This is a genomic window from Rhodococcus sp. PSi06 (genome assembly GCF_054960675.1).
The window spans coordinates 50,114-73,467 of sequence record NZ_JBHNYO010000011.1 but is presented as its reverse complement, the minus strand read 5'-3'; the positions used below and the strand labels follow the sequence as shown (position 1 = coordinate 73,467).

24 protein-coding genes and 4 tRNA genes are annotated in these 23,354 nt (G+C 64.7%); 16 read left to right on the top strand and 12 right to left on the bottom strand.

Going from position 1 to position 23,354, the window contains the following annotated elements; translation table 11 throughout:
* Positions 1–45: 45 nt before the first annotated feature.
* Positions 46–1,218, top strand: coding sequence for a pyridoxal phosphate-dependent aminotransferase (locus ACFI9K_RS15605; protein WP_462664344.1), 1,173 nt, complete (start codon positions 46–48; stop codon positions 1,216–1,218).
* The gene (locus ACFI9K_RS15600) at positions 1,215–2,240 is read left to right on the top strand and encodes an AraC family transcriptional regulator (RefSeq protein WP_462664343.1); all 1,026 of its coding nucleotides are present in this window, start codon (positions 1,215–1,217) and stop codon (positions 2,238–2,240) included. The genes ACFI9K_RS15605 and ACFI9K_RS15600 overlap by 4 nt, the downstream gene beginning before the upstream one ends.
* Here ACFI9K_RS15600 and ACFI9K_RS15595 read toward each other — a convergent pair.
* Positions 2,233–2,658: a VOC family protein gene (locus ACFI9K_RS15595; RefSeq protein ID WP_462664342.1), complete on the bottom strand. Its 426-nt coding sequence runs from the start codon at positions 2,656–2,658 to the stop codon at positions 2,233–2,235. The two genes, ACFI9K_RS15600 and ACFI9K_RS15595, sit on opposite strands and share 8 nt — an antisense overlap.
* Before the next feature lie 58 nt (positions 2,659–2,716).
* Between ACFI9K_RS15595 and ACFI9K_RS15590 the strand changes: the two genes are divergently transcribed.
* On the top strand, positions 2,717–3,337 hold the full coding sequence (locus ACFI9K_RS15590) for an alpha-ketoglutarate-dependent dioxygenase AlkB (RefSeq protein ID WP_462664341.1): 621 nt from the start codon (positions 2,717–2,719) through the stop codon (positions 3,335–3,337).
* 13 nt (positions 3,338–3,350) lie between these two features.
* Here the strand turns inward: ACFI9K_RS15590 and ACFI9K_RS15585 are convergent, their stop codons facing one another.
* Positions 3,351–4,442 (bottom strand): 3-deoxy-7-phosphoheptulonate synthase, encoded by a 1,092-nt coding sequence (locus tag ACFI9K_RS15585; RefSeq protein ID WP_462664340.1) that lies wholly within the window; start codon positions 4,440–4,442, stop codon positions 3,351–3,353.
* A gap of 261 nt (positions 4,443–4,703) precedes the next feature.
* On the opposite strand from ACFI9K_RS15585, the gene ACFI9K_RS15580 reads away from it, so the two are divergent.
* From ACFI9K_RS15580 to ACFI9K_RS15550, 7 genes are all read left to right on the top strand, one after another.
* On the top strand, positions 4,704–5,738 hold the full coding sequence (locus ACFI9K_RS15580; protein ID WP_462664339.1) for an iron-siderophore ABC transporter substrate-binding protein: 1,035 nt from the start codon (positions 4,704–4,706) through the stop codon (positions 5,736–5,738).
* 54 nt (positions 5,739–5,792) lie between these two features.
* Positions 5,793–6,251, top strand: coding sequence for a MarR family winged helix-turn-helix transcriptional regulator (locus ACFI9K_RS15575; protein WP_462664338.1), 459 nt, complete (start codon positions 5,793–5,795; stop codon positions 6,249–6,251).
* A complete protein-coding gene (locus tag ACFI9K_RS15570; protein ID WP_027495882.1) occupies positions 6,248–6,673 on the top strand; it encodes an organic hydroperoxide resistance protein in 426 nt (141 codons plus the stop codon). The genes ACFI9K_RS15575 and ACFI9K_RS15570 overlap by 4 nt, the downstream gene beginning before the upstream one ends.
* Before the next feature lie 11 nt (positions 6,674–6,684).
* Positions 6,685–7,680, top strand: a complete 996-nt coding sequence (locus ACFI9K_RS15565; protein ID WP_462664337.1) for an NADP-dependent oxidoreductase — start codon at positions 6,685–6,687, stop codon at positions 7,678–7,680.
* Positions 7,681–7,770: 90 nt separating this feature from the next.
* Positions 7,771–8,682, top strand: a complete 912-nt coding sequence (locus ACFI9K_RS15560; protein ID WP_462664336.1) for a pseudouridine synthase — start codon at positions 7,771–7,773, stop codon at positions 8,680–8,682.
* Positions 8,683–8,718: 36 nt separating this feature from the next.
* Positions 8,719–9,303, top strand: a complete 585-nt coding sequence (locus ACFI9K_RS15555; protein WP_462664335.1) for a helix-turn-helix domain-containing protein — start codon at positions 8,719–8,721, stop codon at positions 9,301–9,303.
* 91 nt (positions 9,304–9,394) lie between these two features.
* Complete coding sequence (locus ACFI9K_RS15550) at positions 9,395–9,694, top strand: ANTAR domain-containing protein (RefSeq protein WP_462664334.1); 300 nt, start codon at positions 9,395–9,397, stop codon at positions 9,692–9,694.
* 15 nt (positions 9,695–9,709) lie between these two features.
* On the opposite strand, the gene ACFI9K_RS15545 is transcribed toward ACFI9K_RS15550, so the two are convergent.
* The 6 genes from ACFI9K_RS15545 to ACFI9K_RS15520 all read right to left on the bottom strand — a co-directional run bounded on the left by ACFI9K_RS15545 (position 9,710) and on the right by ACFI9K_RS15520 (position 11,936).
* Positions 9,710–10,069, bottom strand: coding sequence for a hypothetical protein (locus tag ACFI9K_RS15545; RefSeq protein WP_462664333.1), 360 nt, complete (start codon positions 10,067–10,069; stop codon positions 9,710–9,712).
* 27 nt (positions 10,070–10,096) lie between these two features.
* Positions 10,097–10,666, bottom strand: a complete 570-nt coding sequence (locus ACFI9K_RS15540; protein ID WP_462664332.1) for a DUF6584 family protein — start codon at positions 10,664–10,666, stop codon at positions 10,097–10,099.
* A 118-nt stretch (positions 10,667–10,784) separates the two neighbouring features.
* Positions 10,785–10,861 (bottom strand) — tRNA-Phe (locus ACFI9K_RS15535).
* Between the two features lie 56 nt (positions 10,862–10,917).
* A tRNA-Asp gene (locus tag ACFI9K_RS15530) sits at positions 10,918–10,991 on the bottom strand.
* Positions 10,992–11,115: 124 nt separating this feature from the next.
* Positions 11,116–11,188, bottom strand: a tRNA-Glu gene (locus ACFI9K_RS15525).
* A 79-nt stretch (positions 11,189–11,267) separates the two neighbouring features.
* The gene (locus ACFI9K_RS15520; protein WP_462664331.1) at positions 11,268–11,936 is read right to left on the bottom strand and encodes a TetR family transcriptional regulator; all 669 of its coding nucleotides are present in this window, start codon (positions 11,934–11,936) and stop codon (positions 11,268–11,270) included.
* A gap of 650 nt (positions 11,937–12,586) precedes the next feature.
* On the opposite strand from ACFI9K_RS15520, the gene ACFI9K_RS15515 reads away from it, so the two are divergent.
* From ACFI9K_RS15515 to phoU, 6 genes are all read left to right on the top strand, one after another.
* Positions 12,587–13,840, top strand: coding sequence for a lipase family protein (locus ACFI9K_RS15515; RefSeq protein WP_462664330.1), 1,254 nt, complete (start codon positions 12,587–12,589; stop codon positions 13,838–13,840).
* A gap of 68 nt (positions 13,841–13,908) precedes the next feature.
* A tRNA-Lys gene (locus tag ACFI9K_RS15510) sits at positions 13,909–13,984 on the top strand.
* A 261-nt stretch (positions 13,985–14,245) separates the two neighbouring features.
* On the top strand, positions 14,246–15,202 hold the full coding sequence (locus ACFI9K_RS15505) for an acyl-ACP desaturase (protein ID WP_462664329.1): 957 nt from the start codon (positions 14,246–14,248) through the stop codon (positions 15,200–15,202).
* 94 nt (positions 15,203–15,296) lie between these two features.
* A complete protein-coding gene (gene dusB / locus ACFI9K_RS15500; protein ID WP_462664328.1) occupies positions 15,297–16,436 on the top strand; it encodes a tRNA dihydrouridine synthase DusB in 1,140 nt (379 codons plus the stop codon).
* Between the two features lie 118 nt (positions 16,437–16,554).
* Positions 16,555–18,489, top strand: a complete 1,935-nt coding sequence (locus tag ACFI9K_RS15495) for an LCP family protein (protein WP_462664327.1) — start codon at positions 16,555–16,557, stop codon at positions 18,487–18,489.
* Positions 18,490–18,555: 66 nt separating this feature from the next.
* Positions 18,556–19,230, top strand: coding sequence for a phosphate signaling complex protein PhoU (gene phoU, locus ACFI9K_RS15490; protein WP_462664326.1), 675 nt, complete (start codon positions 18,556–18,558; stop codon positions 19,228–19,230).
* A 123-nt stretch (positions 19,231–19,353) separates the two neighbouring features.
* Here the strand turns inward: phoU and pstB are convergent, their stop codons facing one another.
* The 4 genes from pstB to pstS form a co-directional block, all read right to left on the bottom strand.
* Positions 19,354–20,130 carry a phosphate ABC transporter ATP-binding protein PstB gene (pstB, locus tag ACFI9K_RS15485; protein ID WP_032376397.1) on the bottom strand — a complete coding sequence of 259 codons (777 nt, stop codon included), beginning with the start codon at positions 20,128–20,130 and terminating at the stop codon, positions 19,354–19,356.
* A 36-nt stretch (positions 20,131–20,166) separates the two neighbouring features.
* The gene (pstA, locus tag ACFI9K_RS15480; protein WP_462664325.1) at positions 20,167–21,075 is read right to left on the bottom strand and encodes a phosphate ABC transporter permease PstA; all 909 of its coding nucleotides are present in this window, start codon (positions 21,073–21,075) and stop codon (positions 20,167–20,169) included.
* Positions 21,076–21,078: 3 nt separating this feature from the next.
* A complete protein-coding gene (gene pstC, locus ACFI9K_RS15475; protein ID WP_462664324.1) occupies positions 21,079–22,116 on the bottom strand; it encodes a phosphate ABC transporter permease subunit PstC in 1,038 nt (345 codons plus the stop codon).
* An 87-nt stretch (positions 22,117–22,203) separates the two neighbouring features.
* Positions 22,204–23,304, bottom strand: coding sequence for a phosphate ABC transporter substrate-binding protein PstS (gene pstS / locus ACFI9K_RS15470; RefSeq protein ID WP_462664323.1), 1,101 nt, complete (start codon positions 23,302–23,304; stop codon positions 22,204–22,206).
* Positions 23,305–23,354 lie beyond the last annotated feature (50 nt).

Below are 23,354 nucleotides of genomic sequence, written 5' to 3'. Positions count from 1 at the left end.
TGCAGGGCGAAAGCCCGGTTCGGCCCGGTGAACTACGCTGGACGAATGTCCGAGATGCCGCCCTCGCGCACGGTAGCGCGCCTGCGCCCGTTCGCATCGACGATATTCGCCGAGATGACCGCTCTTGCGGTGGCCGAGAATGCCGTCAACCTGGGGCAGGGCTTCCCCGATACCGACGGCCCGCCCGCCATGCTCGAGGCCGCACGCGAGGCCATTGCGAACGGGCTCAATCAGTACTCCCCCGGCCCCGGCATGCCGGTGCTCCGCGGCGCCGTCGCAGCCGACCGGGAACGTCGATTCGGGCTGCACTACGACCCCGACTCGCAGGTACTGATCACCGTCGGTGCCACCGAGGCGATCTCGGCATCGCTCCTCGGCCTGGTCGAGCCAGGCGACGAGGTACTGCTGATCGAGCCGTTCTACGACTCCTACGCGGCCGCCATCGCTCTCGCCGGTGCTACTCGGACAGCCGTACCGCTGGTCACCGAAGGCAACGGATGGACCGTCGACACCGATGCCCTCGCTCGCGCCGTCGGCCCCCGAACCCGGATGTTGATCGTCAACTCCCCGCACAACCCCACCGGCACCGTCTTCGACCGCGCGACCATGCTCCGCATCGCGGAGATCGCCGTCGAACACGATCTGCTCGTCCTCACCGACGAGGTCTACGAACACCTGACCTTCGACGGAACAGTGCACACTCCGATCGCGACACTGCCGGGGATGTTCGAGCGCACCGTCACCGTGTCGAGTGCCGCGAAAACCTTCAACGCCACGGGGTGGAAGACGGGCTGGGCGCTGGGCCCGGCCGCCTTGATCGATGCCGTGCGCGCCGCCAAGCAATTCATGAGCTTCGTCGGCGGCACCCCATTCCAACCTGCTGTGGCCTACGCGCTCGAGCACGAGCAGCCGTGGATCGACTCGATGCGCGACGGTCTGCAACGCAAGCGGGACACACTCTCGGCTGCACTGACCGCCGCAGGCGCGGACGTGAAGTACAGCGCAGGAACCTATTTCGTCTGTGCCGACATCGCGCCGCTCGGGCGCGGGGACGCATACGAGTTCTGCCGTTCCCTACCCGATCTGGTGGGGGTCGCGGCAGTCCCGGTCACAGCCTTCGTCGACGAACCTGCTCCGTGGAAGTCGTTGGTACGCTTCGCTTTCTGCAAAAAAGACGAGGTACTCGCCGACGCAGCCGAGAGGTTACGGAGATTGTGACTCCGCAACCGACGATCCCGGCGTATTTCGTACGACAGGCCGTCGACCTCGCGACGAGCGGCGGAATGGATTTGACCTACCCGTTGTCGATGGCCGGCATCGGGCCCACCATTCTCGGGAACCCGGCGGAACGGCTGACCACCCGCCAGGTCACGGCGTTCACCCAGGCGGTGTGGGCGATGACCGGCGACGAACTGTTCGGCCTTGCCGCAGTGCCGGTGCGGCGCGGTAGTTTTCGCGTGGTGTGCCAAACCCTGATTCACTCGGAGAACCTCTGGGCGGCGCTGATCAGGATGTCCGAGACCATGCGGGTGCTGATCCCGGTTCGCCCCATGACACTGGACCGAACCGAGGAATCCACGGTGTTGACGGTGCACGTCACGCCCACCACGCACCTCAGTGCCGAGGCCAACGCCCTCGCCGAACGCTTGCTGACGGACTTCCTGTTGATTCTGCTGCACCGATTTGCGGCGTGGTTGATCGGCAATCGGGTGAAACTGCTGTCGGTGCAACTTCCGTACGCGCTCCCCGGTCCCGAGGCCGGAAAGATGTACGACTCCATCTTCGGAACACACGTCGAGTTCGGAACCGACCGCGCCACACTGGAATTCGACAGTGCTGTGATGCGCGCACCGATAGTGCAGACCGAGGAGACTCTCGCCGACTACCTCGCCGAATCGCCCAACCTACTGTTCTCGTCCAGGGACTACGACAGCACCGCATCGAGCCAGGTTCGCCGGGCGCTCGAAACCGGATTCAAGGGCGGCGCACCGGGAACCGAGGACATCGCGGCGATGCTCAACATCAGCCCGCCACACCTTCGACGCGTCCTCCGGCAGGAGGGCACCTCGATCAATCAGCTGCGCGAAGAAGTGTTGCGTGATGCGGCGATCTCGGGCTTGAGTCGCGGAGACAGCGTCGACGACATCTCGACTCGCCTGGGATTCTCCGAGCCCAGCGCGTTCCGTCGCGCCTTCAAACGCTGGACCGGTCAGACTCCCGGCTCGTACCGGCTCAACTGACGCAGAACTCGTTGCCCTCGGGGTCGGTCATGGTGATCCAGCTGCTGCGACCCTGATGTCCCCGATGAAGTATCGATGCGCCGCGCTGCTCGAGCTGCGCCGCGACCGCCTCACGCTCGTCACCGACGCGAACGTCGAGGTGGAGCCGGTTCTTCACCGTTTTCGGCTCGGCTACAGCTTGGAACAGCACGCGCGGACTGCCGGGCGACTCGGGATCGGTGATGCCCTGGCCCGCTCGCCACACCAGAACACCCTCGAACACCGTCGTGTCCTCCTCGCGAGCATGCCCCGCCGCGACCATCTCGCGAATGAAGTCCTCGTTGCTCGGCTCGACCTGCCACGCCAGGGTCTGCGCCCACCACTTCGCCAGCGCATGAGGGTCGGCACTGTCCACGACGACCTGAAATCCGTAGCCCATAGGAGGAAGATACCGCCGCGTGGTGGAAATGGGAACACCTGTTCGATACAGTCGAACCATGTCACTCGCGATGCAAGGCTCGCTGTTCGGTGACGACGACGGTGGCGTCGGGTCGCTGCAGTCCGTCACCCGTCGACAGCTGGCGCGCGGCGCCTGGGTGGACGTGCGCCCCGGCTGGTTGTCCGATATTCGACTCTTCGACTCGCTGGTGACCGACGTCGATTGGCGGGCCGAACGGAGGCAGATGTACGACCGCGTGGTCGATGTGCCCCGACTGGTTCGGTTCTATGCCGAACACGAGCGGTGGCCGCATGCGGCACTGTACGAGGCTCGCGATGCACTCGACGACCACTACCGAAGCGAGCTCGGGGAATCGTTCGCCACCGCAGGACTGTGTTACTACCGCGACGGGTCCGACAGCGTCGCCTGGCACGGCGACAACATCGGCCGCAGCGCCACCGAGGACACGATGGTCGCGATCGTATCGCTTGGTGCCACACGGCAACTCATGCTTCGGCCGCGCGGCGGCGGTACGTCGCTGAAGTTCACGCTCGGGCACGGCGACCTGGTGGTGATGGGCGGCTCATGTCAGCGGACGTGGGAACATGCCATTCCCAAATCCACCCGCGCGATCGGCCCACGCATCAGCGTGCAGTTCCGACCGCGCGGGGTTCGTTAGCGAGCTGGGTTCTTCAGTTCACAGGGTTCGATTCCCGACGCTTCTCGACGGCCGCCGCGAGAGTGGCCAATTGCGTTGCCGTGGTGTCCCAGTCGAGGCACGCGTCGGTGATGGACTGCCCGTACACCAGATCGTCACGGTGGCCGAGTTCGAGGTCCTGACGCCCCGCCACCAGGAAGCTCTCGAGCATGAGCCCGACGATCCCGTGCTCGCCCGCAGCAACCCTGGCCGCCACGTCGGTCACCACGTCGACCTGCTTGTTGTGGTCCTTGCGACTGTTGCCGTGACTGGCATCGATGACGACGCGCTCCGGCAGGCTCGACTTACGCAGTCGTGCAACGGTATCTGCGACCGACTCGGCGTCGTAGTTCGGTCCGTCCACACCCCCGCGGAGGATGACGTGGCAATCCGGATTTCCGACGGTACGAATGAGTGCTGCCTGACCGTCCAGATCGGTACCGGGGAAGACATGGCTCGCCGCCGCGGCGCGGGTTCCGTCCACGGCTACCTGGATGTCGCCTTCGGTGGAGTTCTTGATCCCCACCGGCATCGACAGCGCACTGCACAGCTGGCGGTGCACCTGGCTCGCCGCGGTCCGTGCACCGATAGCCCCGTAGCTCACCAGATCTGCGATGTACTGCGGGGTGATCGGATCGAGGAATTCGCATCCGACGGGGAGGCCGAGCGCCGAGATATCCAGCAGTAGTTGGCGTCCCACCCGTAGTCCGGCGTTGATGTCGAAGCTGCCGTCGAGGTGCGGGTCGTTGATCAGACCCTTCCAGCCCAGCGTCGTTCGGGGCTTCTCGAAGTAGACGCGCATCACGATGTGCAGTCGATCGCCCAATTCGGCTGCCGTGGCGGCAAGGCGGCGGGCGTACTCGAGGGCAGCATCGGTGTCGTGCACCGAACACGGGCCGACGACGACGATGAGTCGATCGTCGCGGCCGTCGAGAATGTCGACGACGCCGGAGCGTCCGGTCCGAACACTCGCCGAGATCGCGTCGTCGACCGCATGTTCGCGGCGCACGACCGACGGCGCAACCAGCGGACTGATGCTGATCGTCCGTTGATCGTCGAGTGACGGGGTATCGAGGGAGAGCGTCATGAGAGGGTTCCTGTTCCCAGGCCGGCTCAGCATGCTCCACGCGCACTTCGAGCCGGTCTGTATCCGGCTCGTGGGGTGGAAGTCAGCGCATGGCGTCGCTGGCTGACCCACCCGGGGCCGGCCTGCTAAACCAGAAATACGTGCGCTGCATGGAGAGCACCGTAACAGATTCTGCCGTGATACCTGCAGAGCGGCTCCGTCGCTCCCACGGCCCCAGGCTAGGGTTACCTAATTCCTGCCCATTCGGTGAAAGAGATCGAAGTGAAACGTCTGCTCGTCGTCACTGCCTTCGTTGCAGTCGCAGCTCTGACCACCGTCGCGTGCGGCAACAGCGGCGAGCAGACGCCGAGCACCACTGCCACCCCCAGCACCGACGCGGCATCGGACGCACCGGGACCGACCGCCATTCCCGACGGAATGGGTTCGGGAGCGGCCGACGGACTGTTCCCGCGCACCGTCGGCCACTTCGGCGGCTCCACCGATATCCCCGCCGAACCGAAGAAGGTCGTCGTCATCGCTACCGGGCAGCTCGACGCCGCGTTGACCCTGGGCGTCGTTCCGACCGGTGCCGCCTACGGTGACGGTGCCGATCTGGTGCCCGACTACATCAGCTTCTCCTTCCCCCAGTACACCGATCAGCTGACGCAACTGGTGGACGTGGGCAACCGCCAGAGCGTCGACATCGAAGCCATCGCAGCCCTCGAACCCGACCTCATCCTGGCGAACGAGACCGGCTCCGGGGACATCTACTCGACGCTCTCGGCCATCGCCCCGACCGTGCTCACCGAGGGCACGGGAGTGAACTGGAAGCAGGATTTCCTGCTGCTCGCCGACGCCGTGGGCCGAACCGAGCAAGCACGGACCTTCATCGATACTTTCGTCTCCGATGCTGCGGCACTGGGCAACTCGGTTGCCGGCAACGGCGCACCCACGGTCTCCTTCGTTCGCTTCACCGCTGACCGGGCTCGCGTGTTCGGCGTACCGTCCTTCGCCGGCTACATCGCTTGGGACGCCGGCCTGGCACGGCCGGAAAGTCAGCAGTTCGACAAGACCTCGCAGGACTTCAGCGAGGAAGAGATCCAGCTCGCCAACGCCGACTGGGTGTTCGTGTCGAGCCAGGACACGGGAGCCGATTCGAGCGCCGCGTCGTACACCACCAACCCTCTGTGGACCGGGATGAGCGCGGCCACCGAGAACCACATCGTGCGAGTCGACGACGATCCGTGGTACCTCAACGCCGGCCCGACCGCGGCAACGATCGTGCTCGACGGCCTGAAGGGTGCCCTGCAGGGCTGACCCCCATGCTTAGATAGGTTGCGCACAACTTAAACGTGCACTACTGTTCTTCTCGTGACCAACGAACTCGCACTCGATCAGCAAGTGTGCTTCGCGCTGTACTCCGCATCGCGGGCTACCACCGCGGCGTACCGCCCGCTGCTCGACAAGCTCGGCGTCACCTACCCGCAGTACCTCGTACTCCTGGTGTTGTGGGAACGAGATGGGCAGGGAGTCAAGGACATCGGGGCGCAACTCGGCCTGGACACCGGCACTCTGTCGCCGTTGCTCAAGCGACTCGAAGGGCTCGGCTTCATCGAGCGACGACGCCTGAGCACCGACGAGCGCCGCGTCGAAATCCATCTCACGGAGACCGGAAGTGCCATGCGCACACAGGCACTCGATATCCCGAGCAAGTTGGCCAAGAAGACCGCAATGGGCGACGACGATCTCGTTCGACTCAAAGTGGCGCTCGACGCATTGACGAGCGCCCTGCAGCACACCGACCCGAGCACGACAGAAGGAGCATCATGAAGACCATCTACACCGCAGAGGCACTTGCCACCGGCGAAGGCCGCAACGGGCATGCCCGCACCTCCGACGGACGCCTCGATCTCGACCTCGCCATCCCGGAGGCCATGGGCGGCAGCGGAAACGGCACCAACCCCGAGCAGCTCTTCGCTGCCGGCTACGCAGCATGCTTCCACTCCGCGCTGCAGATGGTCGCACGTCAGGACAAGGCCGACGTCACCGATTCGGCCGTGGGCGCACGCGTCGACATCGGACCCAACGATGCAGGCGGCTTCCAGCTCGCCGTCACCCTCGAGGTGACGCTGCCGAACCTGAGCCGCGAGAACGCACAGGCGCTGGCCGACAAGGCTCATCAGGTGTGCCCGTACTCCAACGCCACCCGCGGCAACATCGACGTCACCGTCACCGTCACCGAAGACGAATAGGAAGTACGAACATGAAGGCACACGAAATTCACCTCGCGTCCCGCCCACAAGGCTGGCCGACCGAAGACAACTTTCGCGCGGAGGTTGTCGACCTCCCCGAACTGCAGGACGGGCAGATCCTCGTCCGCAACATCGTGATGTCGGTCGATCCGTACATGCGCGGCCGGATGAACGACGTGAAGTCGTACGTTCCGCCGTTCCAGATCGACGCCCCGCTCGAGGGCGGTGCCGTCGGTGAAATCGTCGAGTCCAAGGCCGAGGGTTTCGCAGTCGGTGACGCGGTTCTGCACGGCAAGGGCTGGCGCGATCTCGCCGTCGTCCCGGCGAAGGCCGCGAGCAAGGTCGATCTCTCGGCGGCGAAGGCGTCCGCGTACCTCAGTGCACTGGGAATGACCGGAACGACGGCCTACGCCGGGTTGACCGAGGTTGCCTCGTTCAAGGAGGGCGACGTCGTCTTCGTTTCCGGCGCTGCCGGCGCAGTCGGGTCGCTCGTCGGCCAGATTGCCAAGGCGCTGGGCGCATCTCGCGTCATCGGTAGCGCCGGCTCGCCGGCCAAGGTGGCTCGCTTGCTCGAACTCGGCTTCGACGCGGCGTTCGACTACCACGACGGCCCGGTCTCCGAGCAGCTCCGCAAGGCCGCACCCGACGGCATCGACGTGTACTTCGACAACGTCGGCGGCGAGCACCTCGAGGCCGCCATCGGGTCGATGAACAAGTACGGCCGAATTGCCATGTGCGGAGCCATCGCTCAGTACAACTCCACCGAGCCGACTCCCGCTCCGCGCAACCTCGCGCTGGCGATCGGCAAGGAGCTGACCCTCAAGGGCTTCATCGTCGGCTCCTACGCGCACGTCACCGAGGAATTCCGCGCGAAGATGACCGAGTGGCTCGACACCGGTGCCATCGAATTCGACGAGACGGTCGTCGACGGTCTCGACAATGCACCGTCGGCGTTCATCGGTCTGATGAAGGGCGAGAACACCGGCAAGATGGTCGTCACCATCTAGATCGAATCCGAACGGTTCCACCACAGACCACACCCCGGCCGGGAATTCCGGCCGGGGTGTTTCCATACTCGAACCGTTTACAGTCGGTACATGCCTGCCGCCCCACTCCCGTTGCGCGACGGCCTCGATCCCACGCGGGTCCGGATGCCTGACGTCGCAAGCGGAGCCACCGTGCTCGAGAACCTGTGCACGCGCTTTCCCCAGGATGCGGCACGGTTTACCGAGAAGGTCGCGGACGGTGAGATCGTCGACGCCGCAGGAATACCCATCGACTCGGCGACGATCGCGACACCGCGCGCGGACATCTATCTCTATCGCGATCCGCCGGTGGAGCCGACGGTTCCGTTCTCCCTCGACGTGCTCCACCGCGACGACAATCTGTTGGTGGTCGACAAGCCGCATTTTCTGGCCACCACTCCGAGGGGCGCGTACATCGCCCGGTCGGCGTTGGTTCTGCTGCGTCGCCGGTTCGACCTGCCGGAGCTGAGCCCCGCGCATCGACTGGACAGGCTTACCGCCGGAGTTCTGGTGTTCACCGTCAGGCAGCAGGCTCGCCGGCCGTACCAGGAGCTGTTCGCTCAGCGCACCATCACCAAGCAGTACGAGGCGATTGCCCCACTGTCGCAGGAACTGGACCTGCCGGTGACGGTGCGGAGCCGAATCATCAAGGAGCGCGGCGTTCTTCAGGCCAGGGAGGTCCCGGGCGAACCCAACGCCGAGACGCTCGTGGAGCTGGCGGACACCGCCGGATCCTACGGCCTGTATCGATTGCGTCCCCGCACCGGAAAGACGCATCAGCTTCGGGTTCATCTGTGCTCGTTGGGTATTCCGATCGTCGGCGACAACTTCTATCCGTCGTTTCGTGACGTCGCCGACGACGACTACTCCGATCCGCTCCGGCTGCTCGCCCGCTCGATCGAATTCCTCGATCCGCTCACCGGCCTGATCAGACGGTTCGAGAGCAATCGGCGTCTGGATCCGCCTGCGTCTCCACCGACGTGACTTGACAAATCCCTTTGCCGAAACTGCAATAGGTGTATGAAGGAAGCCGCGGCAAGTCTCGACGAGGTCATCGCCGGTCTCGGACCCCGCCTGAAACGCATCAGGATGGAGAAGAACACCACCCTGACATCCCTGTCCGAGACCACGGGGATCTCGATCAGCACGCTTTCGCGTCTGGAATCCGGCGACCGCAAACCCAGCCTCGAACTCCTGTGGCCGATCGCGCGGGCCCACCAGATGGCGCTGGACGACCTGGTGACGGCTCCGCCTGTCGCCGACCCCCGGGTACGCACGACGGCCACCGTTCGCGACAACGTGACAATCCTTCCGCTCACGGTCCGTCCCGGCGGTCTGCAGGCCTACAAGCTGTTGATTCGCCCGAGCGACGACGAACCGCGTCCGCGGACGCACGAGGGGTACGAGTGGTTCTACGTGCTCGACGGCACGCTGCGACTGATTCTGGGCGAGCACGATCTGACGATGAAGCCCGGTGAGGCGGCCGAATTCGACACTCGGGTACCGCACTGGTTCGGCGCGGTCGGCAACCGGCCGGTGGAGCTGCTGAGCCTGTTCGGACCTCAGGGCGAGCGGATGCATGTGCGGGCAAAACCGACGGTATGAAATGTCGTGTCCGTGTGAGACAGTGAACCCCCGCGCGACGCCGGCAACCGCTTCGGTCATCCGTACCGACCACACCATCTCGAGGAAAAAGATGACCGACAGACTGCCTGATTCACCTGCGTCTCGCACCGACGTGGACGTCGCTACCGGAGTGCTCATCGGCATCCACGGTGGATCCGTCGCCGACGCGATAGACGAGCTGTTCACCACGGCCAGGCATCACCGAGTCAGCTTGTTCGAGCTCTCCCGCACCCTCATCACCGTCGCGGAGGGCCGCGATGTCGAGCGATCCTCGACCACCGATGCCGTCTATGCGGTGTGGGGCTCGGCCCTGGGCCGTCGCGGTGCCGAGGCCACGTTCGGCTCGGTCACGGATTCTGCGGCGGTCTGAACCACGTCGGACCGGTCAACCGCGCACGGCAGGATCGGTGCGCAGTTCCGGAAACCGGGCCGTCATCGCATCGATGTGCCGGTACATCTCGTAGAGCTCGGCACGCAGCGTCGATGCCTCGGCCTCAAATGCCCGGGCACGCGATTCTGCGCGGTCCGCGCGCGCTCTGAACGCTTTCGACTGCGCTACTTCGATGGACGTCGAGCAGGTCTGGATGTGTTCGGCCAACCCCCGGGCGAAGACCCTGGCCTGCGCGAGGTTGACGGCGTAGTTGTCGTCCCTCGGTGCCGGTGACGGTGCGCCGTTCACTGTGCCCATGGAAAAAAGTTGCCCTCGGTAGTCGGCCGGAATTTCCTGTGCGACTCTACGCTTCACGCGTCGTCGCCCGTCACGGAACCGGGGTCACCCGAAGATCATCGCCAGGACCACCGAAGCCGACGTCGCCGCGATGGCGATGACGATGGCTGCGGCTATCGCACGCTGTCGCACCGAGCGATAGCTCGACCCGGTTCGGTCGCCGTCGTAGTCGCCGTACTCGCCGGCCGAACTGTAGAAGTCGTCGGCGTTCAATCCGTCTTCGTCGAAGTAGACGACGTCGCGCGGCGGCAACCAACGCTGCCCGTTGGCCAACACAGCCGCTTCGAGGCGTTCGAGGCGGATCCGAGCCCGGGACGGGTACCAGTCCGACGGCGCGTGGATGGGAAGAGCCTCCGCCAGCGCGAGCGGCGATCGATACTGCCTCTCCAGTGCCGCGAATGCAGCCGATGCCGTGGGATCGTCGTCGGACTTGTCGGTGAGGAACCATGCCGCGCCGGCGGCCGCACGATCGCCCAGAACCAGGTGGGTATACGCGAGCAGTTCGAGAATGCCCGGCGAGGCCGGGTTACGACGCAACGCGGACACGAGCCGATCCCGAGCACCGATGGTGTCTCCACGCGCCAGATCCTCTTGCGCTCGAACGATCACGTCCACGCGTCGACCATATCGCTCGACGAGCGTTGTCGCCGGAGCACGCCAGGCGCCGTAACCACGAAAAAGCCCCTCCCGTATACCGGAAGGGGCTGTCATCGTGCATGTCGATCCAAAACCGTGGTGGCCAGGGCCGGGATCGAACCGGCGACCTTCCGCTTTTCAGGCGGACGCTCGTACCAACTGAGCTACCTGGCCGGGCGGCACCGGTGAAACAATGCCATCGCAATGTCGGTGATTTCGCACCGATGTTGCGACCCTGACGGGACTCGAACCCGCGACCTCCGCCGTGACAGGGCGGCGCGCTAACCAACTGCGCCACAGGGCCTTGCTGTTGTTGCCGCGCTATTTCTAGCGCAGTAACTCTCCGAACTGCAAATCCGCATCTCGCGAAGAGCGAAACGAAGAATGCTGTACTGCCGACCGGGATGTCAAACCGATCTTTTCCTGCGTACCCCCTACGGGATTCGAACCCGCGCTACCGCCTTGAAAGGGCGGCGTCCTAGGCCGCTAGACGAAGGGGGCCCGCCGAATTGCTTCGACGCTACCCTCAACGGCGTTCCGTTGGGAGCTGGGATAGCTTAGGACACTTTCCTGGCAAATCTCAAACCGGCAGGTCAGAGGCAGTTTTGGCGTAGTTCTCGCCGTACTGTTCCCACCCACGCAGTTTGAATTCGGCCAGCCAGCTCTCCGACGCCATGGCCAACAGAACGACCTCGACGGACTCCTCGAACCGCTCGCGCAGGTCCGCGTTGTCCGCGACGAGATCGGACATGTACCGCTGACCGGCCATCGACGCAGCGAGCACGCGGACGAACTTGGCAGCATCGAATTCCGGCTTGAGATCACCCATCGCCAGGGCGCGCTCGGCCTGCTTGTGCCCCTGCGCTCCCCACACACGACCGCCGCCGGAATGAACCTCGGCGTAGAACTCCGGCTCGACTATGAGCCGAAATTCGGCGCGCACGATCACGTCGTTCTGAAAGTTCTGCGCTATGTCGTCCACGATCCCGCGGATGACGTAGAAGGGATGAGCTGTGGTGTCGGCCCACTTCTCCGTGATTGCCACATACCGATCCAACCCGGCAGCGAGCACCGCTCTGGCCAGATCCTCCTTGGATTGGAAATGGAAATACATCGCACCCTTGGTGGCATTCGAGCCTTCCAAGATGGTGTTGACCGATGCTGCTGCGTATCCACGCTTGGCGAACTCCGCCGCCGCCGCTTCCACGATGGCCGCCCGGGTCCGCCGTGCGCGCTCCTGTTGTGCCATTTACTCCGTGCCTCCGAGCCCCAAGCGCCCTGCATATCCACAGGCAGTACAGATAGAGAGTACTTCACCCGAACGACACGCGAGTCGACTCACCAGCGGTTCGGTTCGACGGACGCTACCGACGGAAATTTTGATTAGGCAACCGAAACAAGCCGGATGGTATGATCTGCGCGGCTCGAGTGCGCTGCAGGGGGTGCGCACTCGAGCCGTTTTCTGCCGCGCGTAGCCCGGCCGGAACCACCGGTCCGCGCCGAACCGAAGCCACCCGCGCCATCGCCGGTCCCGATACCCGAAGTGCGCCATTCACCCGATCTGCACGCCGAGAACGGAATCGTCGACGCATAACCGGAACGGTCTCGAGCACACATCTCGATTTCGGTTGAAAACCGAATTACATTTCGCCATAACGTATCTCGAGCCAATTTCATTCGCACCGCTTGTTAACAAGCCAAAACGACTGCACACCAGACAATTACGGTCGCTTTTCCCATTTCCTCGTCGAAACTCTCTGTCGGATAATCGATGTCACGCACCGACGAGAGATAACAGTTTCGATACTTTCCCCGTAACGCACGACCCTCGACATCGCGTCGGCTTACTGTGAACTGCATCACACAACCGGCTCGTCCTATCGGAATCGAGTGCATGCCATGAAGGTATCGGTCCGCATATATCGCTCCATCACAACACTTTTCGCAATTTCTCTGCTGATTCTTTCGACAATCAGCACTGCGGCCGCGGACCCCATCGGCAACTTCGTGAACCCCGTCCCCGATCCGGCTCTCTACATGCCGAGTCCGCTCGGTGAGCCTTGGTTCGATCCGCCCGCCGGATACGAACAGCAACCTCCCGGGTCGGTACTGGCGACTCGCCCCGTCACCGTCGGGCCGTTGCTCACCCCGGTCCGATCGACCCAGATCCTGTTTCGTACCAACGATTCCAAGGACCGGCCGGTGGCGGGTGTGACCACGGTCATCGTGCCCACGGCCCCGTGGACCGGACCCGGAAGCCGGCCGGTGGTGGCCTACAACATGGCCATCGATTCACTCGGAAACACCTGCGCTCCGTCGTGGACGCTCCCCCGCGGAATCGCACCGGAGATCGTTCCGGTGCAGTCGTTCCTGGCGAAGAACTATGCAGTCGTCGTCACCGATCACCAGGGTCCGCGTCAGGGTTACGCGTCGGGACCGATGGCGGGACACGCCATTCTCGACTCCCTCCGCGCCATGGTGAAACTGCCGGAGTTGGGCCTGCCTGCGCAGTCTCCGATCGCCGCGACGGGCTATTCGGGTGGTGCCATTGCCTCGGGATGGGCCGCACAACTGGCTCCCACCTACGCCCCGGACGTGAATCTCGTCGGCGTGGCGTTCGGCGGTGCACCCACCGATTACCGCATTCTGCTGCATTCGCTCAACGGAACGATCGGCTCCACACTCTTCCTGTCCGCCACACTGGGAGTCGCCCGGGAGTATCCCGAAATGTTCTCGCTGATGAATGCCAACGGGCTGCGCCTGGCCGCCATCTCCAAGGACATGTGCATCTATCTCACCGCGCCGGGAGGCCTGGTTGCACCCATTCCCGCTCAGGCGCTGTCGGACATTCCGGACGTCGATCGGACACCGATCGCCGAGCAGATCATCGCGTCGACGCGCATGGGTGGAGACAGGACACCGACCGTCCCCGTCTTCATCTATCACGGCCGGCAGGAGTTCTGGATCCCCGCGGAAGGTGCCGAGAACCTGTACGACGAGTGGTGCGCCAACGGCGCGAACGTCCGGCTCGAGGAGTACGTCGGCGAGCACCTCGTCGTCGCACTGACCGGAATGCCCGGTGCGTTCGCGTGGATCGACGCTCGTCTGGCGGGCATTCCTGCGCCGAGCGGGTGCAGCAGCTTCGGGCGTTGACCCCTGCGCAGCGCTGTCGGGGGTACATGCCCGTCGGCGCTGCGTGGCCCGTTACACTTTCGAGCCGCGCCCCTATAGCTCAGTTGGTAGAGCTACGGACTTTTAATCCGCAGGTCGTAGGTTCGAGTCCTACTGGGGGCACCACACGTCGTCCGGGTAACAGTGATCACACCTGCCCCGGTACGTACACTCGGGAGTAACGATCGGCCGAGACGAAGCGACGTGCAGGGGGAACTGCACGAGTCGCGCAGGCCGACCGGTCGATCGGCATTCGGGGAAGTCACGTCGCTCGACACCGGACATCACGACTGACGGAACAGCTAGTGAACAGGCCCGACACGGTTCACACCGAACCTACGGTGCCGTAAGCTGGACCGGTCGTACGCAATCTATGGAGGCGATCTAATGGCGAGGGATCTGACACAGCTCGAGCTTCTGCAGGAGCTGGTACCCACTGCCGAAGACAACGTGAACCGGCACATCACGATGGCGCGCGAATGGCACCCCCACGATTACGTGCCGTGGGACGAAGGCCGCAACTTCGCCGCCCTCGGCGGCACCGATTACGACCCCGAGCAGTCCAAGCTCTCCGAGGTCGCCCAAGCCGCGATGATCACCAACCTGCTCACCGAGGACAACCTGCCCTCCTACCACCGTGAGATCGCCGAGAACTTCTCCCGCGACGGTGCCTGGGGCACCTGGGTCGGGCGTTGGACCGCCGAAGAGAATCGCCACGGCATCGTCATGCGCGACTACCTCGTGGTCAGCCGCGGCGTCGATCCCGTCGCCCTCGAAGAAGCCCGCATGATCCACATGACCAACGGCTACGCATCGCCCGCCGGATCACAGGTCGGTCTGCTGCACTCGGTCGCGTACGTCACCTTCCAGGAGCTCGCCACCCGCGTCTCGCACCGCAACACCGGCAAGGTCTGCGACGACCCGATCGCCGACCGGATGCTCCAACGCATCGCCGCCGACGAGAACCTGCACATGATCTTCTACCGCAACATCACCGGCGCGGCAATGGACATCTCCCCCGATCAGACGTTGCAGGCCGTCTCCGACATCGTCACCAACTTCGTCATGCCCGGTGCCGGGATGCCGAACTTCCGCCGCAACGGTGTGCTCATGGCCAAGCACGGCATCTACGATCTGCGTCAGCACCTCGAAGACGTCGTCTGGCCGGTTCTGCGTAAGTGGCAGGTCTTCGAACGCAACGACTTCACCGCCCGCGGTGAGAACAAGCGTGAAGAACTCGCCGCGTTCCTCGAAGACCTCGAACGCCAAGCCACCAAGTTCGAGGAAATGCGAGACCGCTCGCTCGCCCGCGAACGCGCCAAGGCCGAAGCCCGCGCATCGTAAGTTCTCGCTCCACTGGGTGCCCGGTACCGACTTCGGTGCCGGGCACTCCTCGTTTCTCCCGGAAGTTCTCCCTCCGTTCCAAAAGGCACTTCTCATGACATTGCAGATCGGCTCCCTCGAGTTGCGTAGCCCCGTCGTCCTGGCACCGATGGCGGGCGTCACCAATGTGGCGTTCCGAACCCTGTGCCGAGAGCAGGAACTCGAGCGAGCAGGCAGCACGTCGGGCCTGTACGTCTGCGAGATGGTGACCGCCCGCGCTCTGGTCGAACGGCAGCCGGCCACGATGCACATGACGACCTTCGGCCCCACCGAGACTCCGCGCTCGCTGCAGCTCTACACCGTCGATCCGGACACCACCTACGCCGCGGCGAAAATGATCGTCGACGACAATCTGGCCGATCACATCGACATGAACTTCGGCTGCCCGGTTCCCAAGGTCACCCGTAAGGGCGGCGGTGCCGCGCTGCCCTACAAGCGCAACCTGTTCGGTCGCATTGTCGCCGCGGCGGTGAAAGCCACGGAAGGGACAGACATCCCAGTCACCGTGAAGTTCCGCGTCGGCATCGACGAGAACCATCACACTCACCTCGATGCCGGCCGCATTGCCGCCGACGAGGGTGCCGCCGCGGTGGCGTTGCACGCCAGAACAGCGTCGCAGCGCTATTCCGGTACCGCGGACTGGAACGAGATCACTCGACTCAAGGAACACGTCACCGGCATCCCGGTGCTGGGCAACGGAGACATCTTCTCCGCGTCCGACGCAGTGCGGATGATGGCCGAGACCGGGTGCGACGGCGTCGTCGTCGGGCGAGGATGCCTCGGCAGGCCCTGGCTGTTCGCCGAGCTCAGCGCCCGCCTGAACGGCCGCCCCGAACCCGTTCCTCCCACCCTCGGCGAGGTGGCCACGATCATCGCCCGCCATGCCGAGTTGCTCGCCGAACACCACGGTGAGATGAAGGGCCTGCGCGAGTTGCGCAAGCACGTCTCCTGGTACCTCCGCGGCTTCCCCGCGGGATCGGATCTTCGAGTGTCCATGGCGCTGGTGTCCACGCTGGGCGAACTGGACGACCTTCTGGCACAACTCGATCCGACCGTTCCGTTTCCCAAGGACGCCGAGGGACCTCGCGGACGACAGGGTTCGCCGGGCGCGGTGTCCCTGCCCGACGGCTGGCTGGACGACCCGGAGGACATCTGCGTCCCCGCCGGTGCAGACCTGATGCACTCGGGCGGCTGATCCGCAGCTGACCGGCCCCCACCTCGCACGAAGTGGACCATGCCGCTCGAGTCAGTACTATGGCTTGGATTGCCGAGTAGGCAGCGCGCGCGTGTGATGGAAGGCCAGGTTCGAATTCGTGGGAGACGATCGAGAGTCGGGTCCGTCTGTGCCCGAGGGTCGCGCCCCATGGGAGCGTCCGCTGTCCTCAATCAGACACACCGGCGCGAGCGGACGAGCCGAGGAGCGTCGATCTCGCTCCGAACGTCCCGCCACACCGGACCAGGATTCACCACAGCCCGGCGACAGCGGCAGGCTGGGCAAACGTTCGCCGCGTAATGCCGACACCGTCTCGGTGGCCGAGTTGGTGGACAAGATGTCGCGGTCGGGATCGAGCCGTCGGGTACCCACCGAGCGGCCCGAGGCCGAAGAACCCACCGAGATCATCGCGCCGGTCACCGATTCCACGCCCCCACCCCCGCGGGCAGTTGCTCCCCCTCCGCCGCATGCCGTTCCGGAACCGGTCGGTGCCCCCGCCTCGGACCGCCCGGCACTGACGCGGTTGGCGATGAGCCGGGTGCGACGACGACGACGGCTGCGGGTGGTCGGCCGGAGTCTGGTGTCCATGATCGCGATCCTCGCGGTGGCGTTGACCGGCGTGGTGTGGGGATACCTTCGCAACACCGATCAGGGTTTTCTTCAGGTGGCCGCGCTCGATCCCGACTCGACGGACGTCGTCGACGCCGCGGGGCAGTACGGCGACGAGACGTACCTGATCGTCGGTACCGACACCCGCACCGGGGCGAGCGGCGAGGTGGGTGCTGGAACCGTCGCCGACGCCGAGGGAGCCCGCTCGGACACGGTCATGCTCGTCAACATTCCGGCTGACCGCAGCCGCGTCGTCGCAGTCTCGTTCCCCCGCGATCTCGACGTGACGCGCCCCGAGTGCGAGCAGTTCGACAACGACACCAATACCTACACCGGCGAGATGTTCCCCGAGGCGTACGGCGACAAGCTCAACGCCACCTATGCCCTCGGCGGCCCCAAGTGTCTGGTGAAGACCATCCAGAAGATTTCCGGTCTGCGCATCGGTCACTTCGTGGGAATGGACTTCGCCGGGTTCGAGTCCATGGTCGACGAGGTCGGCGGCGTCGAGGTCTGCACCGCCCAACCGTTGGTCGACTACGAACTCGGAGACGTGCTGCCCAACCCCGGCACGCAACGCATCGACGGGCGCACCGCACTGAACTACGTCCGAGCCCGCAACGTCGAGTCCGAGGGCAACGGCGACTACGGCCGCATCAAACGGCAGCAGCGCTTCCTGTCTTCCCTGCTCCGATCCGCGCTCTCGAACAAGGTTCTGCTCGACCCGGGCAAGCTGAACGGGTTCGTCAACGCATTCACCTCGGACACGTTCGTGGAGAACGTCAAGACCCAGGACCTGGTGACGCTGGGACGATCGCTGCAGAACGTCGACGCAGGCGCAGTCACGTTCCTCACCATCCCCACCACCGGAACCAACGACTACGGCAACGAGATCCCCAACGACGATGCGATCGGTGCCATCTTCAAGGCCATCATCGACGACGACCCGTTGCCCGGCGAGGAACGCGCAGAGCCGGTGGCACCCGAGTCCTCGGCTCCCGCCGTCGCCCCCGACGCCCCCTTGCTGGCCGTCGAACCGGGCACGGTCTCGCTACAGGTATCCAACGCGTCCGATATCGCCGGAATGGCCCAGAGCGCATCCGACGAGCTCGCGACCTACGGATTTCAGATCCTGACCGTCGGCAACTTCTCGGGCTCCGCCGCCCAGACCGTCGTCCGCTACTCCCAGGACCAGGAAGCGGCCGCGGCGACCGTCGCGTCGGCGATCCCGGGCGCAGCCATCGAGCTGGCTCCGAGCCTGAACAACGTCGTCGAGGTGGTGCTCGGCTCCAACTACCCCGGTTACACGCAGTCCCCGACGGCATTCGGCGCGTCGATCGACCCCACGCAGGTGGAGGGCACGACCGAAAGTGCGCCGCTTCCGGAGGATCTGTCGTTCACCAATGCCGCCGACGACACGTGTGCCTGACTTCATTCATGCTCCGTTAACCCTCGGGACAGGGAACAGGTCAGTGTGACCTACTAAACTTCGCTCATGCGCGTCGCCTACAACGAACAGATGAACGAGCTTGCCGATCTCCTCGGAGAGATGGCGAGCCTGGCTGGTGCGGCCATGGAAAAGGCCACCCAGTCACTCCTCCAAGCAGACCTGCTGCTCGCCGAGCAGGTCATTTCCGAGCACGACAAGATCACCGAGCTCAGTGCGGTGTGCGAGGAGAAGGCCTTCACACTTCTTGCGCTGCAGGCTCCGGTCGCAGGCGATCTCCGGTCCGTGGTGGCCGGCATCCAGATCGTCGCGGACATCGACCGTATGGGCGCACTGGCCCTGCACGTCGCCAAGATCACCCGTCGCCGGCACCCCAACCACGCCCTCCCCGAGGTCGTCAACGGGTACTTCGCCGAGATGGGCCGCCTCGCCGTTCAGATCGGTGCCTCCGCGCGCGAGGTCCTCGAGACACGCGACCCCGAGCGCGCCGCCAAGCTGCAGGAGGAAGACGAGGCGATGGACGACCTGCACCGTCACCTCTTCACCGTGTTGATGGACCGGGATTGGAGTCACGGCGTCGCCGCCGCAGTGGACGTCACTCTGCTGGGGCGCTTCTACGAACGCTTCGCCGATCACGCGGTCGAGGTCGGCCGGCGAGTGATCTTCCTGGTCACCGGCCAGCTTCCGGCCGACCTGCACCAGAACAACATTCCCGCCTCGTAGTAACCCCGTCATCGAGTAGCGCTGTCCGGCAGCGTTACTCGATGACCGCATCGAGGCAGACGCACAACGAGAAGAACCCCCGTCGAGCTTTCGCTCGGCGGGGGTTCTCTTCGTGGTGTGTGGTTATCCGAAGCGGCCGGAAATGTAGTCCTCGGTGGCCTTCTGCGTCGGGTTGGAGAAGATCTTCTCGGTGTCGTCGATCTCGATGAGCTTGCCGGGCTTGCCCGTGGCCTCGAGGTTGAAGAATCCGGTCTGATCGCTCACGCGCGCAGCCTGCTGCATGTTGTGCGTGACGATCACGATGGTGAAGTCCTGCTTGAGCTCCTGGATCAGATCCTCGATCGCCAGAGTCGAGATCGGGTCGAGTGCCGAGCACGGCTCGTCCATCAGCAGCACGTCAGGCGATACGGCGATGGCCCGAGCGATGCACAGCCGCTGCTGCTGACCGCCGGACAGGCCGCCACCGGGCTTGTCGAGGCGGTCCTTGACCTCGTTCCAGAGGTTGGCACCCTTGAGCGAGCGCTCGGCGATCTCGTCGAGTTCCTTCTTGCCGCGGCCACCCTGCAACTTCAGGCCTGCGACGACGTTGTCCTTGATGGACATCGTCGGGAACGGGTTGGGACGCTGGAAGACCATGCCGATGGTGCGTCGCACACCCACGGGATCGACGCCGTTGCCGTAGATGTCCTCACCGTCGAGGAGCACCGACCCCTCCACGCGGGCACCGGGAGTGACCTCGTGCATGCGGTTGAGCGAGCGCAGGACCGTGGACTTACCGCAACCCGAGGGTCCGATGAATGCCGTGACGCTGCGCGGCGGGACGGCCAGAGTGACGTCGGAGACGGCGTGGAACTTGCCGTAGTAGATGTTGACGTCCTTGAGATCGAGACGCTTTGCCATGTTCTGATTCCTTAGGATTCTCTGGAGTCGGGTGGGTCAGAAGTTCTTGGGCGAGAAGAACTTCGAGACCAACTTCGCGCCGATGTTGAGTATTGCGACGATCAGGATCAGCGTCAGGGCTGCTCCCCACATGCGCTCCGCGGTGAGCACGCCGGTTCCTGCCTTTTGCAGGTCGACCATCATGAGCGGCAGTGACGTCTGCGGCCCCTCGAAAATGTTGAAGTTGATCGCGGTGGCCGAGCCGACCAGGATCAGCACCGGAGCCGTCTCTCCCATCACGCGGGCCAGCGCCAGCATGATGCCGGTGACGATGCCGGACAGCGCCGTCGGGATGACGATCTTGGCGATGGTCTTCCACTTCGGTACGCCCAGGGCGTACGACGCCTCGCGCAGGTCCTGCGGAACGATGCGCAGCATCTCCTCGGCCGACCGCACGATGACCGGAATCATGAGCAGCACCAGTGCGAAAGCGACGGCGATACCCGACCGCTGGAATCCGAAGGTGGCGATCCAGAGCGCGTAGATGAACAGAGCCGCGACGATGGACGGCACACCGGTGAGGATGTCGACCATGAACGTGGTGACCTTGGCCAGTCGGGTCCCTGCGCCGTACTCGACGAGGTAGATGGCCACGAAGATGCCGATCGGGATGGAGATGACGGCGCAGAACAGGCCTTGCAGGAGGGTGCCGACGATCGCGTGGTACGCCCCGCCCCCCGCGATGAACTGGGTGATGCCCGCCTGCGAGTTCTGCCACCAGGCCGGTGCGACCACTGCGGACAGTCCACGGGAGATCACCGTGTAGAGCACCCAGATGAGCGGAACCAGTGCGATGAGCACCGAGAGGCTGACCAGAATCGTCGCCGCGAGGTTCGACGCCTTACGCCGCGCGCTGACGCCCTGGAACGTGGGTTCCTTGACGGGCTTGTCCATGGTTGCGGTCATGGGTCAGTCCTTCTTTCCGGCGATGGCGGCGCGGGCACCGGCGTTGACGACGAAGGTCAGGATGAACAGCACCAGACCGGCGGCGATGTAGGCACCGGCCTGCAGCGGGTTGTTGAACTCGCCTGCTGCCAGCGCGATTTTGGTCGCAAATGTGGAACCGCCGTCGAACAATGTTCCGCCGAACGTCGCCTGAGTGCTGCGAATGATGATGTAGAGCGCGATGGTCTCACCGAGTGCGCGGCCGAGACCGAGCATCGAACCGCTGACGAAGCCGGACTTGCCGAACGGAATGACCGTGGTGCGCACCACTTCCCAGCGCGTGGCACCGAGCGCGAGTGCCGCTTCGACCTGGCCCTTCGGCGTCTGGATGAACACCTCGCGGGTGACGGCGGCGATGATCGGCAAGATCATCACGGCCAACACGATGCCGCCGGTGAAGATGGTGCCGCCGCCGGCGATCGAGACCGAGCCGGTACTGAAGAGCGGGAACCAGCTCAGCGACGAGTTCAGCCATTCCGCGAAGGGGCTGATGGCGGGCGCGAGTACGTACAGGCCCCAGAGACCGAACACGATCGACGGGACCGCGGCCAGCAGGTCGATGATGTAGCCGAGCGGTCCGGCGACGCGCTTGGGGGCGTAGTTCGTCAGGTAGATCGCGATGCCCAGTGCGACGGGCATCGCGAGAACGAGCGCGAACAACGACACGGTGACGGTGACCAGGAACAGATCGAGTACACCGAACACCATTGCCGAGGTGTTCGAGGTGTCCCATGCGCCGTTGTAGGTCAGGAAGTTGACCGTGTTGTTCGACAGTGAGGGGATCGCGCGCCAGAGCAGGAAGATACCCACGGCGGCGATCAGGGCGATGATGAAGATGCCCGAGCCCGTGGCCAGGCCGGAGAAGATCCGGTCACCGGGACGTGTGACGGTTCCCGACGTTTTCTTGTCTGACAATTGTGGTTCTTCCGGTTGGTGCGCAGCACCCGCGGAGGGCACGGTAGCCGCGGAGGGGACGCCGGTCATCGAGTGGGTGTCGCTCATACCGCTCACTGTCTCGTGTGGGGGTCGAGGACGGTCCTGCTTCGGCCCGCGGTGTCGCGAGCCGAAGCAGGATTACGTCTCATTGAATCAGGCGATCGCTTCGATAGCGGTGACCAGGCGTTCCTTGAATGCGTCGGGCAGCGGCACGTAGCCGGCTTCCTCGAGGCCCTGCTGGCCCTCGTTGGCAGCACTGAGCAGGAACGACTTGACGGCTGCCGTGGTGTCGGCGTCGTAGCCCTTCGAGCAGACGATCTCGTAGGTCGCCAGAACCAGCGGGTACGTGTCGGCTTCGTCGCTGGCGTACAGGCCGTCGATGTCGATGACGAGGTCGTTGCCCTCACCCTTGAACTTCGCGGCGTCGATTGCCTTGCCCGCGGTCTCGCTGCTCAGCTCGACCGGTCCGTTGCCGAAGTCGACGGCAGCCTTGCCCAGGCTCTCCTGATCGGCGAAGCCCTTCTCGACGTAGGTGATCGAGCCGGGGGTAGCAGCAACGGCCTGGGCAACGCCCGAGGATCCGTTGGCACCTTCGCCGACGCCACCGGCCCAGTCGGAGCTGTGGTTCAGCGTCCAGGCCTCGGGAGCCGATGCGGCGAGGAAGCGCTGGAAGTTGTCGCTGGTGCCCGAGGAGTCGGAGCGGTAGACCGGGGTGATCGCGGTCGAGGGCAGCGTCGCACCGTCGTTGAGTGCGGCGATGGCCGGGTCGTTCCAGGTGGTGATCTTGCCGGTGAAGATCTGCGCGATGACGTCCGGGTTCAGAACCAGGTTGTCGACACCGTCGACGTTGTAGGCCACTGCGACCGGCCCGAAGACGAGCGGGAGGTTCCACGCCGGGTTGTTGGCGCAACGCACGGCTGCCTGCGCGGCCTGATCGTCCTTGATGGACGAGTCCGAGCCGGCGAAGTCGACCAGGCCGGCGACGAACTGCGTGCGGCCGTTGCCCGAGCCACTGGTGGTGTACTCGACGGCCTTGCCGGCGCAGACGCCGGAGTAGATCGAGGTGAAGTTGGACATGGCGTTCTGCTGTGCGGACGAGCCTTCACCGGTCAGCGGGGACTTGCCTTCACAGGTAGCCGAGGACTGCGATGCGCCGTCCGTGGTGGCGACGTTCGCGTCGCTACCGCACGCGGCCAGCAACATGGCACTGACTGCCACTGCACTCATGAGAGCACCGTTGCGCTTGAGGTTCACCTGTTTCCTCCGAGGAATCTTGGGCCGTGTTCACGCCTCGGGCCTGATCG

Excerpts from the sequence above, each read along its gene's own strand:
- phoU (WP_462664326.1), top strand. The coding sequence starts at position 18,556 with ATGCGCGTCGCCTACAACGAACAGATGAACGAGCTTGCCGATCTCCTC.
- ACFI9K_RS15605 (WP_462664344.1), top strand. The coding sequence starts at position 46 with ATGTCCGAGATGCCGCCCTCGCGCACGGTAGCGCGCCTGCGCCCGTTC.
- ACFI9K_RS15550 (WP_462664334.1), top strand. The coding sequence starts at position 9,395 with ATGACCGACAGACTGCCTGATTCACCTGCGTCTCGCACCGACGTGGAC.
- ACFI9K_RS15515 (WP_462664330.1), top strand. The coding sequence starts at position 12,587 with ATGAAGGTATCGGTCCGCATATATCGCTCCATCACAACACTTTTCGCA.
- pstC (WP_462664324.1), bottom strand. The coding sequence starts at position 22,116 with ATGAGCGACACCCACTCGATGACCGGCGTCCCCTCCGCGGCTACCGTG.
- dusB (WP_462664328.1), top strand. The coding sequence starts at position 15,297 with ATGACATTGCAGATCGGCTCCCTCGAGTTGCGTAGCCCCGTCGTCCTG.
- ACFI9K_RS15585 (WP_462664340.1), bottom strand. The coding sequence starts at position 4,442 with ATGACGCTCTCCCTCGATACCCCGTCACTCGACGATCAACGGACGATC.
- pstA (WP_462664325.1), bottom strand. The coding sequence starts at position 21,075 with ATGACCGCAACCATGGACAAGCCCGTCAAGGAACCCACGTTCCAGGGC.
- ACFI9K_RS15595 (WP_462664342.1), bottom strand. The coding sequence starts at position 2,658 with ATGGGCTACGGATTTCAGGTCGTCGTGGACAGTGCCGACCCTCATGCG.
- ACFI9K_RS15520 (WP_462664331.1), bottom strand. The coding sequence starts at position 11,936 with ATGGCACAACAGGAGCGCGCACGGCGGACCCGGGCGGCCATCGTGGAA.
- ACFI9K_RS15555 (WP_462664335.1), top strand. The coding sequence starts at position 8,719 with ATGAAGGAAGCCGCGGCAAGTCTCGACGAGGTCATCGCCGGTCTCGGA.
- ACFI9K_RS15505 (WP_462664329.1), top strand. The coding sequence starts at position 14,246 with ATGGCGAGGGATCTGACACAGCTCGAGCTTCTGCAGGAGCTGGTACCC.
- ACFI9K_RS15570 (WP_027495882.1), top strand. The coding sequence starts at position 6,248 with ATGAAGACCATCTACACCGCAGAGGCACTTGCCACCGGCGAAGGCCGC.
- ACFI9K_RS15565 (WP_462664337.1), top strand. The coding sequence starts at position 6,685 with ATGAAGGCACACGAAATTCACCTCGCGTCCCGCCCACAAGGCTGGCCG.
- ACFI9K_RS15560 (WP_462664336.1), top strand. The coding sequence starts at position 7,771 with ATGCCTGCCGCCCCACTCCCGTTGCGCGACGGCCTCGATCCCACGCGG.
- pstB (WP_032376397.1), bottom strand. The coding sequence starts at position 20,130 with ATGGCAAAGCGTCTCGATCTCAAGGACGTCAACATCTACTACGGCAAG.
- ACFI9K_RS15590 (WP_462664341.1), top strand. The coding sequence starts at position 2,717 with ATGTCACTCGCGATGCAAGGCTCGCTGTTCGGTGACGACGACGGTGGC.